This window comes from Marinobacter alexandrii (assembly GCA_039984955.1).
Lineage (GTDB): Bacteria > Bacteroidota > Bacteroidia > Cytophagales > Cyclobacteriaceae > Ekhidna.
In genome coordinates this window covers 2,893,329-2,906,447 of the sequence record JBDWTN010000007.1, presented here as the reverse complement: position 1 = coordinate 2,906,447, position 13,119 = coordinate 2,893,329, and the positions used below count along the sequence as shown (strand labels likewise).

The window sequence follows — 13,119 nt, the reverse complement described above, 5'->3', positions numbered from 1 at the left end:
TTTAAAAAAAGAACATGATCATACTAAAGCAACCAAAACTTAGTTCTATGCATTAGTATAAGTCATGAAGATTATCTTAAAAATTTACTTCCTTTTATCGTTTACTATCCACCTCTTCAGTCAGGAATCGAAAACATTCCTCGTTGTGGACGAACATAAAGACCCAATACCATTTGCTCATGTTCATTTTAAGAACACCATGAATGGCACAATAAGCAACGTAAATGGAGAATTTAGAATAACTGCACCTAATTTATTAATAGACCCTACGCTCGTAATCAGCAGCATTGGGTACATGACGAAGGAAATTTCTTTTAATAATTATTCATCCAATATCATAACACTGCCTGAAGACATAGTCAGACTAAATGAGGTCGTCGTAGTTCCTAAAGACTATGAGAGAGAGCTACTAAATAAAGCGATAGAGGCTATACCAAACAATTATCCTGCAAGAGAGGAGCGGCATAAGGGGTTTGCCAGAGAGTCCGCTTTTTGGCAAGACAGCAGCAATAATCCAATCTATGTAGCAGAATCTACATTAGAAACCATCAAAGACTCCTATGAAACAAAAAACTCAAAGGGACATGTAAAAGTCAGCGAAGGCAGAAGGTATATAGACCAAGAACAAAAGGATAAGCTACCGACAGTTATTGTCGCTGGAAGCCATCATATCAATAGGTTTGACGCAGTAGGATTCAGGAGCAGTCTACTTAGCAATGACAAAGATTTTGAACTTGAAATCAGTGATACGCTTAGACTTTACAATGAAAACCTCTATAAGCTTAGTTTCAAAAAAGGAGAAGATGTAAATGGGTATCTATTGATAATCGACTCTTCGTTTGCCATTGTGGAAGCATATTTTGATTATAAGGGGTCATTCCCTCTTCGTTACAGAGATGCAAGTAGAAGATTCATGAACTACAAAGTGAGTTACGAGAGGTCGGAAGACAATAAATGGAGATACAAACATTCGAAATATAATACAGCATTTAAATATGGGAAAATACTCAATCTCAAAAGTGAATTTGTCAGTACGCGAACAGAGCCGAACGAAGAGAAAATACCCTATTTAGAAAGAATACACCGCAGTGATGTATTCCTCGACAATGTAGGAGAATATGATTCAAGTTTTTGGAAAGGATATACCATTATTATACCTAATGAGGGTATTGAAAAACTTTTTAGAAAAGCTGATTTACCAGAATCAGTTTCAACAGTTGATTCCACAGAAATATCTAAACCGGATAATAACAAAGCAATACGGTCTCATTTCGAAATATCTTATATCCCAATAGATGTAAGTCAAGCTGGCGTTTCGTTTTCCAATGACGCTCTCGATTTCTCTTCCAATGAAAATGCAACATCTGACTATTCGATAAATTTTGTTTGGGGTCTGGATTTGGAAATTCGTGAAAATTTTTGGGTCGGAATCAGGACTAACACAACGTTTAGGGACAGGCAATACAGTAGTTTAGATTTTGTAGTAACGAGAGATTTCAACTTAAACCCCAACGGACGTCCCATATTGATTTCTCCTAAATTGATAATTGGTCATCAATGGGTCAATCATTCGATAGGCTCTGTAGAACATGAATCAAATTATAAGATCAATGGAAAGAAATTTGACAGTGGGAAAACAAATCTTTACTTACATGAAAGAGGGTTCCATTTGTCTCCTACGATATCCTTAGGTCTAGAAAAGAATCAAGTAGTCAAATATTTTCTTTCTTTCGGGACCAATGTATTTCTCAAACGTTCCACCGGGGTTGTATTCAATGAAGACGACCAGTTCTTCCTCACTAAAAAGAATGAATTTTTAATAGAAGGAGGAGAAAATCTAGATCTAAATTATGATGGAGATCTTCTTTCAGTCAATTGGATGGTAAGTTTTGGAATTTATCTTGGCAGAAGCTAATTGTAAGACCTTAGCGCCGAGATTCTCAGTTTGTCCTAATTTTGGTTTTCTATGATTAAAGGATAAGAAATGGAAAACTCAGGATATGAGCAGATTTACCAACAGCTAAAACACTTAAAAAGCGTCATCAATTTTAAAAAAATGATGACTAAATCCAATCTGAACGTCGTGTACCTAGGCAATGTGACCCAGTCTACCATTGATAGCATTACGGACATGATATCTGAGGATCTGCATGTGCGTCATGAGAATCGTAAGGTGACAAAACGAGTCTATCACGTAATGATGGAATCGCTCCAAAATATTTGTAAGCATGCGGATAGTCAGTCTGATGAAGAATCAAATTCTTTAGAAGATGGACTTGTAAAAGAAGGCATCTTTCTTATTGGTCATGACGAGAAGGAGTACTTTATAACCACAGGAAATAACATCCAAATCAAAAGTGCAATATCACTTCGAGACATACTTGATAAAATCAATGCGCTAGATGCCGATGGAGTCAAGCAAATGTATCGAGATGCAATGGAGAATTCCGAGCTCGGAGATACTGGTGGTGCAGGTCTTGGGTTCATTGATATAGCTAAAAAAACGGGAACTAAGTACGAGTATTACTTTGAGCCTGATAGTGAAGATGCTTGCTTCTTTATTTTAACCATGCGAGTATCCAAGGATACTGAATTAAAGCCTTAGGAGGCTAATTCGTCTCCATTTACTACCTGTTCTTCCTTTGGCACATAGTGAATAGCATAAATCATGTATCCCCCCAGTGCCGTTCCAATAGGAAACTTAAACAACAACAGCACTGCAGGAACAATAGCAAGCTTCTTCCCCCATGATTGTTCTGTAGCAAGACCGTAACCTGAAGCCAAGAAAATGATTGCTCCAATAGTTTGGATGGTAGGTAAAAAATAGGCGATTCCTGATGGTGGTCTTAATTCAAAAAGAACAACATCCAATTCTCTTATTTCCATCCATAAATCACTCTCAACGAACATATCCACAAAAAAGAATGTAGAAATTGAGATAGGAACTAAAATGAGTCCTATGACAATAAATATCTTACCAATAATTCTTAGGTTGTTCTCGTGATTTTTCAAGTCCATGATCAAGAAGGTTAGTTTTTATTACTATGTATTGCAAGGTATCTTACGATAAACAATAAATAAAGTTGTAGCATGATTAAAAAGGCAACCTGGATAATACTCGCTTTGATGTTATTGACATTAGTTTTCAACTGGCATCTTGTCGCATATGGCTATCAACAAGCTTCTGGCCAGCTTAAGATCATTTGGAACGCAAGAGACATTCAAAATGTACTTGCAGAGAGTTCTACTCCTGATAGCATAAAGCAAAAAATCAAAATCATACAAGAAGCAAAGGCATTTGCTCACGAAAATCTAGCCCTCGCAAAAACTAAGAATTACACCACCTATTATGATCAAAATGGTCAGGTAGCTCTCTGGAACCTCTCTGCCTCAGAAAAATTTGCACTAGAACCTAAATCATGGTCATTTCCATTATTAGGATCATTTCCATACAAAGGTTTTTTTAATTTGGAAGAAGGAAAAAAGGAAATGGCCAGACTCAGGGAAGAAGGATATGAAGCTAGAATTCGACCGGTAGGTGGTTGGTCAACCTTAGGTTGGACGAAGGATCCAATCCTCTCAAATATGATTGAGCGAGCTGAAGGATCTTTAGCTGAGTTGATCATCCATGAACTCACTCACACGACCCTGTTTGTAAAAGATAATATTGATTTTAATGAAAATCTAGCTTCGTTTATTGGAGAGAGAGGAGCAATTCAGTACCTAAATGAGAAGTATGGAAAAAACTCTGACCCATTTTTTGAATATATCTTAGGTGAAGAAGACAGTCAAACTTTCAGAAATCAAATGCTCTTGGGAACTCAAAAGTTAGATTCATTATACAAGACTTTTGATAAGCAGGATTCCGATTCAGCAAAAAATGTCTTGAAACATATTATGATTGATAAGATCACAAGCTCCATTGACACTCTTCATTTTCATAACCCTAGGTACTATAAAGCATTTAGTTCTACACGTCCAAATAATGCCTACTTCATGTCTTATTTAAGGTATTATTCCTCAAAGGATTCTTTAGCGGAAATACTATCATCAAAATACAAAGGGAATCTTAAACTTTTCGTGAAGGGAATGAAAGACTATCACAAATAAAAAAGCGCCATGATATCATGACGCTTTGAATGAATTAAAATTATATTCTAATAATTCACAGCTGCTGCTGCATCCAAAGTTCCCCATCCGTAAGAAGAACTTTTATTTGGATATAAATCTGCTGTTCTTTTCATCTTATCTAACACTTGCTCTCTTGTCATTCCTGGGTTTTTAGCCCAAACAAGTGCGGCAATTCCTGCTGCTGTTGCAGTAGCTACCGAAGATCCTCCGACTGTTGATGGTTGATTACCAGACATAGCCAATGAAAGAGGGTGATTCGCCGTTCCATTTCTTTCCATGATTACTGTAAAGTCAACTTTGCTTCCAGAATGACAAATATCACAACGTGTATATCCACTTTCTTTTATCCCTGTGACTGCCACTGTTTCGTTCATAGTGGCAGGAAAAATCACTCCAAACCAGTTAGTAAATGATGTTGAAGTTCCCGCAGCAGCAAAAATCAACTTACCTTTTCCGTAAGCATATCGAATGGCATCAGCTACTTTGGAGTTTGAAAACACATCACCAATGGACATGCTAATGATCTTCACATCGCTCCTATTTCCTAGAAAAACAAGCGCATCAGCTACTCCTGTTTTTTCTCTTCCTCCATTGATCACCACATCACCAGTTCCTCTTACAGCAACTAAATTGGAGTTATAAGCTACCCCCACCGATGATCCATCAGTACTACGTGGTGCAGCCATCACTCCTGCCATTGCAGTTCCATGTCCACATTGATCATTCGGGCCATCAGGTTTAGACCACCACCACCAAGAGCTTCTATAGAAACCATATTTATTCACATATCTTCCACTTGAATTACCTGAATTAAAATTGCTATTCAAATTATCTTGATTTGGAGATATTCCAGTATCTATCAAGCCTATTCCAATTCCACTTCCTGTGCTGGAATTCCAGGCACTTACTACATTATTTGCATATAAGTGCCACGAAGCTTTAGCTCCAGGACTAATGTTCGTGAAGTCGCTAGATGGAATACTGTTATCTGGATCATTACTGCATCCAGAGTTACTTTCAATTCTCCCTCCATCCACAACTATAAAATCAACCTCATATCCTAGAGGCTCAGCATATCTCACTGTAGATAGAGAACGTAAGTATTTCACTACTTCGAGGCTGCTCACTTTCATATCTATGAAAGGCAGCACGTCATGTTTATGGATATTCAAATCTGATTCGATGAATGAATCATCTCCTTCTTCTCTTAGGATTGTGATTGATTCATTAACTATCGCATCAGAAGCTTCGATCCATGCCTCTTGTTCAATGTCAATTTCTGATATTCTGCCATTAATATCAGATTCATTAGCTGGCCTGTATCCAATACTTAAAACAGAGTCACTATGGACAAGAGCGCTCCAGATCATCTCATCAGAAACATCTCTCCAATTAAATTCATCAGTGTTTTGCAACGATGCAATGATGGTTTTGTCAATTTTAGCCTTTGCAATTGGATCTTGCTGCTCAATCTCGGGGGCCAAGCTCGTTTCGTCTGTACATGCTAGCAATAGAAATGCCAGCAACACCAGACTGATTCTTGTGTTGTTCATACGGTTAGGTTAATGTTAAACATCACTCTACATGCTAAATAGTATGCATGCAGAGTATTTCACCTATCAATTTAATTAAAAAAATAGATTCCCACATAATGTAATTTGGCATTTAGCCAATTCAATAACTCAAAGAGTAAGCTTACTTCTACTTTTACCAAATTGTTACCTTTTTAACATACAGTTGATTTCTGCGTAATTTTGAATAACGTTGAAAGAGATGGCCGAAAGCTGAATATTTCAAGTAGAAACAGTTACGAAGTTTATCAAATTGTAAAGAACAATTTAAGAGAAAGTTACACAATCAACATCCTCGGAAAATGGCTAAACACAATCAAAAGGTTCTTGTAGTAGACGATGAAGCAGACATACTGGAGCTACTTAAATACAACTTGACCAAAGAAGGTTATGATGTAAAAACAGCTGGCGATGGAATTAAGGGGGTAGAAATAGCAAAAAGTTTCGTCCCTGATCTCATTCTACTTGATATCATGATGCCAAAGCAAGACGGTGTAGAAACATGCAGGCAAATTAGGGAGCAGCCAGAAATGGCCAATACATTTGTTATTTTCCTAACAGCACGATCTGAAGAGTATTCTGAAGTAGCAGCTTTCGATATGGGAGCAGATGATTATATCACAAAGCCCATTAAACCTCGAGCGTTGGTCAGTCGGATCAATGCGTTATTCAGAAGAGAGTCAAAGAAGAAAAAAGAATCAAATACGATTACCATTGGTGAATTAGTAGTTGATAGAACCAGCTATACTGTGAAAAATGGAGATGAAAAAATATCACTCCCTAAGAAAGAATTTGAATTGCTCTATTTCTTAGCTCAAAATCCAGGTAAAGTTTTCAGCAGAGACGAATTATTGCAAAACATCTGGGGCACAGATGTTTATGTACTTGCAAGAACTGTGGATGTGCATATTAGAAAGGTGAGGGAAAAGATCGGAAATGATCATATTACCACTGTTAAGGGAGTTGGCTATAAGTTCGACTCCAATTAATTACTGACTGAATGCAGTTTAACTCACGTGCCATCGCACTTCTTTTGGCGCTATGCGTAGCATCAATAACAACGGCCTTTCTATACTTGGTGCCGGACATCACCACAACTGCTATTGTCATTGCTTTTCTTTTAGCATTTTCATCATCCTATATCTTGGTCCGTCTGGTTCTTGAATTCTTGTTTTTTAGACAAATAGAGAATATTTATGACTCACTCAAGAATATAAAAGCAAGTGAAATAGCTCTACGCGGAAGGTTCTCATCCATCAATCCACTCAAAAGAATAGATCGTGAGATTTCGAGTTTTGCAAAAAGCAAAGAAAAAGAAATTGAATTACTAAAAGAGAAAGAACACTTTAGGAGAGAGTTTATCGCAGATGTCTCTCATGAATTAAAAACTCCAATTTTTGCTGCTCAAGGATTTGTGCATACACTTCTGGATGGAGCTATCGATGATAAAGAGGTTCGCAAGAAGTTTCTAAAAAAGGCAGCTAAGAGTCTTGATGCATTAGATCTGCTCGTTCAAGACATACTCACTATCTCTCAAATTGAGTCGGGTGAAATCACCATGCATTTTGAGAATTTTGATATGCGGGGAATGTGCAATGAAATATTAGACCAGCTCGAAGGGAAAGCAGAGAAAAAAGGCATTGACATCAAAATGTCAAAAAAATATAAAGAACCAATTATAGTTACTGGTGATTATCGTCGAATTTATCAGGTAATGCTTAACCTGATTTCTAATGCAATAAAGTATACACGTGACGGAGGAGAAGCGAAAATTAGTTTTGCTGAAGCTGACAATAAAATTCGCATCATGGTGGAAGATACTGGTCGTGGGATTCCTGAATCAGATATTTCCCGTATTTTCGAGCGCTTTTATAGAGTAGACAAAAGTCGATCAAGAGAAAAAGGGGGAACAGGCCTTGGTCTATCTATCGTAAAGCACATCCTTGAGAGTCACGACTCAGAGATCTTTGTAGAAAGCGAATACAAGCAAGGTTCAAAATTTTATTTCGATCTAAACAAGGCTAACTACATAGACAAAGTTGATGCAGGATGGGACGAGGAAGAAGACTATGCATAAAAATCTAAAAAATATTTCTTTCAAAGATTTAATTATCTCTGAAGATGAGGATTATACACTTGTTAATAAGCCTCCATTTATAGCCAGCCTGGACGACCGTGCCGAAATCAAAAATTTATTAGGTCTCGCAAAAAAAGAATTCGAAGAATATCAAATCTGTCATCGACTTGATAAAGAAACCTCTGGGATAGTTGTGTTTGCAAAAAATCCAGAAGCTTACCGAAATTTTGCCATGCAATTAGAAAATCGGGAAGTAAAAAAGATCTATCACGCTGTGATCCATGGATTACACAAGTTTGAAGATTTTGAAGCAGATGAGCCTCTGCATACAACCTCCACTAAATCAAGAGTAGATTTCCATAGTGGAAAAGCCGCATTCACGCTATTGGGTACATTAGAGCATTTTAAGAAGCACTCATTAATCAAATGCTTCCCTGTTACAGGCCGTATGCATCAAATACGAGCTCACCTGGCTTATCATCAGGCTCCCATAGTAAACGATCCAGCTTATGGTGGAAAGGAAGCATTTCTATCAGAATTAAAAAGAAATTATAACCATAAGAAGTGGGAAGAAGAAAATCCAATGATCAACCGTGTAGCGCTACACTCCTCTCAAGTGGCTTTTAAAGGATTAAACGGTAAGGTAATCGAAGGAGAAGCTGAGTATCCGAAAGATTTCTCTGTGTTAATCAAGCTCTTAAGAAAATTTAATTAGAGATCGCCATTTGATTTCTCGATTGAAAATTCTATTTTTGTGTCCCTTTTTCAAGGGGATAGATTTTGACATTATAAAATCAATATAAAATTGAATACTAACAGCTTTAAAACTGTATCATTAAACAGTACAACCGTAGAGAAGAATTGGGTCATCATAGATGCTGATTCTCAGATACTTGGAAGAATGGCAAGTGAGGTTGCTAAAATGATCCGTGGCAAACACAAGCCAGCGTACACACCACATGTAGATTGTGGCGATAACGTAATTGTGATCAATGCTGATAAAATCAGATTGACAGGTAATAAGTGGTCCGACAAGCAATATGTAAGACACACTGGTTATCCTGGAGGTCAGCGCTTTGAAACGCCTAACAGCATTAAAGCAAAGTCTTCCACGATCTTAATTGAAAAAGCAGTGAGAGGTATGCTTCCAATCAATAGACTTGGAAGACAAATTTTCAAAAACTTATACGTATATGAGGGTGCAGAGCATCCACATGCAGCTCAAAAACCAAAAGAAGTAAAACTATAAACCTGAATGGATAGAATTAATACCATAGGGAGGAGAAAGACCTCAGTAGCTCGTATTTATGTTACGAGTGGGAAAGGTGTAATAACCGTAAACGATAAGGAACTTGGCGTTTACTTCCCTTCCGAAATTCTTCAAACCATCGTAAAGCAACCACTCGTAAAAGTGGAGCAAGATGGTAATTTCGACATAAGCGTTAATGTGAACGGCGGTGGACCTGCTGGACAAGCAGAAGCGGTTAGACTGGCAATTGCTCGTGCACTTACTGAAGTAGATGCTGAGTTCAGAAGCCCACTAAAATCAGAAGGATTCCTTACCAGGGATTCTAGAATGGTGGAACGTAAGAAGCCAGGTCGCAGAAAAGCAAGAAAAAGATTCCAATTCAGTAAACGATAATTGAGATGCAAAAATTAGAACATAAAGATCTCCTGGATGCAGGTGTGCACTTTGGACACCTAACCAGAAAGTGGAATCCAGCCATGGCTCCATACATTTTCATGGAGAAAAACGGCATTCATATTATCGATCTTCACAAAACACTTGTTTGCCTTGAAGATGCTACGGAAGCTATGAAAGCTGTTGTCAGATCAGGAAGAAAAGTAATGTTCGTTGCTACCAAGAAGCAAGCCAAAGAGGTTGTAGAGCAAGAGGCGCAACGACTAAATATGCCTTACGTTACTGAAAGATGGCAAGGAGGCATGCTTACCAATTTTGCAACGATCAGAAAGTCATTGAAGAAAATGCAAGGAATGGAGAAGCTTATGAAAGAAGAAGCTTACTTGAATCTTGCAAAGCGAGAGCGTTTAATGATTACCCGAGCAAAGGATAAATTGGAGAAGGTTTTAGGTGGTATTGCTGACCTGAACAGACTTCCTGCAGCACTTTTTGTGGTTGACATCAAGCGTGAGCACATCGCAATCGCAGAAGCTCAAAAATTAAACATTCCCGTTTTTGGAATCGTTGATACTAACTCAGACCCATCTAAGATTGATTACCCAATACCGGGTAATGATGATGCTTTTAAATCGATAAAACTTATTACCAGTTTTATTGGTAAATCATTGGAGGAAGGACTTTCTGAGCGTAAGAAAGATAAGGAAGAGCAATCTCAGGCTGAGGAACAAGCAGCAAAAAAGGCAGCTGACGAAAAGTCTGAAGTAGCAGAATAATCAAAAGACCATAAAATCTTAACATAAGATTGAACATTGATGTATTTCGGTGTTCAATTTTTGTTTGTAGAAAATAAAACAACAATACAATGGCTATTACAGCACAAGACGTAAACAAATTAAGACAAATGACTGGTGCCGGCATGATGGATTGCAAGAAGGCGCTTACAGAAGCAGAAGGAGATTTCGATAAAGCAGTTGAGTTTTTGAGAAAGAAAGGTCAGAAAGTATCTGCATCCAGAGCTGATAGAGAGACTTCTGAAGGAGTCGTATTTGCTAAAACCAACAGTGATAGCACTGAAGGTGCATTAATCGCATTTACTTGTGAAACTGATTTCGTAGCTAAGAATGATGAGTTCGTTCAATTAGGAAATCAAATTGCTGAGCTTGCATTCGCTCAGAAACCTTCTAACATAGAGGCGTTGAACAGTTTAAGTCTTGGTGATTTAACCGTAGGCGATAAGATTATTGAGCTTACTGGAAAAATAGGTGAAAAACTAGAAGTGAAAGCTTTCGAAGTATTGACTGGTGAAGCTGTAGTTCCTTACATCCATTCAAATGGTAAACTTGGAGTGATGGTAGTATTATCTAACACCAATGGAACTGAAGTAGCGGAAGCTGGAAAAGATGTTGCTATGCAAATAGCTGCAATGAACCCTGTTGCTGTTGATAAGGATGGTGTTGATCCATCGGTGGTAGAAAAGGAAATCGAAATCGGAAAAGATCAGGCACGACAAGAAGGAAAGCCTGAAAATATCATAGAAAAAATTGCAATGGGTAAGCTTAACAAGTTCTATAAAGAGAACACACTACTTAGCCAATCATTTGTCAAGGATAGCTCTCAATCCGTATCTCAGTACCTTGATTCTGTATCTAAGGGAATGACTGTTTCTGATTTCAAAAGAGTTTCAATCGGATAATTGATCTAAAAATCATTAAAAGGGCCTTCTGAGTAATTGGGAGGCCTTTTTCAATTCTAATGATATAATAATAAGCATAATGCTTATTATTATCTAGGAGAAATTCACATATGTAATGCGGTCATAGATTCTGATTTTTACAAGAAAAACAGCTATGGACAAACAAGCTAATTTTATAGACCCTGCTATCTTGACTCGTAAATTCACGAGAAAAGGTACAATGGTAAGAATTGCTTCACTTGCATTTGCTTACCTAGCAATAATATTAATGTCAATTTAAGGGTCTTTCCAACCAGCAAGACCTGATGAGGCCGAAGTTTATACTTCGGCTTTTTTTATGCTCCTTTCGTAATTTTTTTATTTCGAATGATCTCTTCAACTGGCCTATCGTAAATTTTACTCTCGAGCCATGATACAAAATCTAGATACAGCATAGGCCTTCTTTCAAATTTGTCCTGAATAACCTGGACCAGCTCTTCTCTCAATTCTTTAAAATAAGGTAGCAGCGATTTTCTATCCATGTAAATGGATTTACGCAAAAACTTAAAAATCGCAGCATGTACTTTCTGAAAGTCCTTCAACTTTAGCATGAATCGATAGGTAGATTTGATCTGAAAGTAAATAAGATCATCGTTTCCAAGCTCATAGTGTACAATTAGGCTTAAGAAACGAGCATAAGACTGAATATCCTCTTTTAAAATAGGGACAGGATTGTTAATAATAATATTTAAATGTTTCAGTGATCCATGAAAATCACTGCTTCCAAATTTTAGACTTGCCATTTTATACTGAAAAATCATCTTTCTATGAATGTCAATTCTCGACTCATACTCTGCCAATTTCTCTTCAAAAACTCTACAATACCTAGCTCCTTCAGAAAATTTTCCCTCTAAAAAGAAAAGATTAAGTTTTCCTGTTTCTAAATAAGTAAATGCTTGAATCAATTGATTTTCGTTGAAAGAGCTCTTTCTTTCATCTACAAAATTTTCCAATAAGCTTAATTCCTGGCGAAATCGCTTAACATCATCGCTGAAGAATAAAGAAGAAAGCACATTGTGATATCCCCGTATGTACATTTCAGGCTCTTCTGCAATCATAACTTGATTTTGGTCAAACAGATTACACCACAGTTTAGCGTACTTGTAGCATAGGGGAAAGTTTTGAATTATGTGATAGTACCACACATAACTTTGGTAATAAAAAATAGTATCGGACCCCAATGAATCCTCTTGCCGGGGAGCATTTTGCTTAAAAAAAGAAGTAACCTGATCTTGTTGTTCTTCCCCCTTTACGGGACCAAATTTTAAATAGTAATCATACAGACGCAATGCCAAATCTGACCATGAGCCGCTGAAATAAAATTGATGCCTTAACTCCTGAGATTCCTTTGTCAATTCAAGTGCCCGATCTGGCGTACTGCCAGTTACATACCTGGTTTCGATTTTTTTCTCCAACTCAATTATTTCAAGCTTTAGAATATCCATTTTATTCTTGCTAGCAAGCTGCTTAGCCCTGGAAAGCTGGATTAAGCCTTGTTGATAAAGACCTTTATTATGCAGTACATCCGCATAACTTATCAACTCTTTAATTCGGATACTCGGGTCATCATTATGTAGAAGTCGAATACTTGACAAAAGCTGTTCATATAAATTCGCTCTGTGGTTGGAAAATGTATTTGGTTTTAAGTGAGAAAAAATCTTACTTATTTTCTCTTCATCCAACTCACTTTGCTTGTCAAACACATCAAACAATTTCACTATTATTGGTTCTTTCTCTGAACTGTTCCTATTTACATACAGCTTAAAGTGTCGCTTTTCAGCTTTGGTTAACCTTTTGATTAGGTTATGAATTTGATATGAAAGTTGCTTGGACAAGTGTTTTTAGAAATTTTTAACCGATTGATAATTAAATACTTACAAAGCAAATAATGAAATTGAACAGATGAATAAAAAAAAATATTGATTTCGACCTCTTACCTCTGACACTCACCTTTGTCGAAACACAA

At 37.1% G+C, this 13,119-nt stretch carries 13 protein-coding genes; 10 read left to right on the top strand and 3 right to left on the bottom strand.

Annotation, left to right across the window (positions count from 1 at the left end; translation table 11 throughout):
* Positions 1 to 64 precede the first annotated feature (64 nt).
* Together ABJQ32_19195 and ABJQ32_19190 are read left to right on the top strand one after the other, a co-directional pair.
* A complete protein-coding gene (locus ABJQ32_19195) occupies positions 65 to 1,915 on the top strand; it encodes a carboxypeptidase-like regulatory domain-containing protein (protein ID MEP5291792.1) in 1,851 nt (616 codons plus the stop codon).
* A 69-nt stretch (positions 1,916 to 1,984) separates the two neighbouring features.
* Positions 1,985 to 2,605 carry a SiaB family protein kinase gene (locus ABJQ32_19190; protein MEP5291791.1) on the top strand — a complete coding sequence of 207 codons (621 nt, stop codon included), beginning with the start codon at positions 1,985 to 1,987 and terminating at the stop codon, positions 2,603 to 2,605.
* Here ABJQ32_19190 and ABJQ32_19185 read toward each other — a convergent pair.
* Positions 2,602 to 3,018, bottom strand: coding sequence for a hypothetical protein (locus ABJQ32_19185; protein ID MEP5291790.1), 417 nt, complete (start codon positions 3,016 to 3,018; stop codon positions 2,602 to 2,604). The two genes, ABJQ32_19190 and ABJQ32_19185, sit on opposite strands and share 4 nt — an antisense overlap.
* Before the next feature lie 72 nt (positions 3,019 to 3,090).
* On the opposite strand from ABJQ32_19185, the gene ABJQ32_19180 reads away from it, so the two are divergent.
* A complete protein-coding gene (locus ABJQ32_19180; protein ID MEP5291789.1) occupies positions 3,091 to 4,110 on the top strand; it encodes an aminopeptidase in 1,020 nt (339 codons plus the stop codon).
* Positions 4,111 to 4,157: 47 nt separating this feature from the next.
* Here the strand turns inward: ABJQ32_19180 and ABJQ32_19175 are convergent, their stop codons facing one another.
* Positions 4,158 to 5,684, bottom strand: a complete 1,527-nt coding sequence (locus tag ABJQ32_19175) for a S8 family serine peptidase (GenBank protein MEP5291788.1) — start codon at positions 5,682 to 5,684, stop codon at positions 4,158 to 4,160.
* A 320-nt stretch (positions 5,685 to 6,004) separates the two neighbouring features.
* Between ABJQ32_19175 and ABJQ32_19170 the strand changes: the two genes are divergently transcribed.
* The 7 genes from ABJQ32_19170 to tsf all read left to right on the top strand — a co-directional run bounded on the left by ABJQ32_19170 (position 6,005) and on the right by tsf (position 11,114).
* A complete protein-coding gene (locus ABJQ32_19170) occupies positions 6,005 to 6,691 on the top strand; it encodes a response regulator transcription factor (GenBank protein MEP5291787.1) in 687 nt (228 codons plus the stop codon).
* Between the two features lie 11 nt (positions 6,692 to 6,702).
* Positions 6,703 to 7,779 carry an ATP-binding protein gene (locus tag ABJQ32_19165; protein MEP5291786.1) on the top strand — a complete coding sequence of 359 codons (1,077 nt, stop codon included), beginning with the start codon at positions 6,703 to 6,705 and terminating at the stop codon, positions 7,777 to 7,779.
* Complete coding sequence (locus ABJQ32_19160) at positions 7,772 to 8,494, top strand: pseudouridine synthase (protein MEP5291785.1); 723 nt, start codon at positions 7,772 to 7,774, stop codon at positions 8,492 to 8,494. The genes ABJQ32_19165 and ABJQ32_19160 overlap by 8 nt, the downstream gene beginning before the upstream one ends.
* 90 nt (positions 8,495 to 8,584) lie before the next feature.
* Positions 8,585 to 9,028, top strand: a complete 444-nt coding sequence (gene rplM / locus ABJQ32_19155; GenBank protein MEP5291784.1) for a 50S ribosomal protein L13 — start codon at positions 8,585 to 8,587, stop codon at positions 9,026 to 9,028.
* Between the two features lie 6 nt (positions 9,029 to 9,034).
* A complete protein-coding gene (gene rpsI / locus ABJQ32_19150) occupies positions 9,035 to 9,421 on the top strand; it encodes a 30S ribosomal protein S9 (GenBank protein MEP5291783.1) in 387 nt (128 codons plus the stop codon).
* Positions 9,422 to 9,426: 5 nt separating this feature from the next.
* Positions 9,427 to 10,194: a 30S ribosomal protein S2 gene (gene rpsB, locus ABJQ32_19145; GenBank protein ID MEP5291782.1), complete on the top strand. Its 768-nt coding sequence runs from the start codon at positions 9,427 to 9,429 to the stop codon at positions 10,192 to 10,194.
* Positions 10,195 to 10,283: 89 nt separating this feature from the next.
* Positions 10,284 to 11,114 carry a translation elongation factor Ts gene (gene tsf / locus ABJQ32_19140; protein MEP5291781.1) on the top strand — a complete coding sequence of 277 codons (831 nt, stop codon included), beginning with the start codon at positions 10,284 to 10,286 and terminating at the stop codon, positions 11,112 to 11,114.
* 335 nt (positions 11,115 to 11,449) lie between these two features.
* Here tsf and ABJQ32_19135 read toward each other — a convergent pair whose 3' ends face one another.
* On the bottom strand, positions 11,450 to 12,988 hold the full coding sequence (locus ABJQ32_19135) for a hypothetical protein (protein MEP5291780.1): 1,539 nt from the start codon (positions 12,986 to 12,988) through the stop codon (positions 11,450 to 11,452).
* Between the last annotated feature and the right edge of the window lie 131 nt (positions 12,989 to 13,119).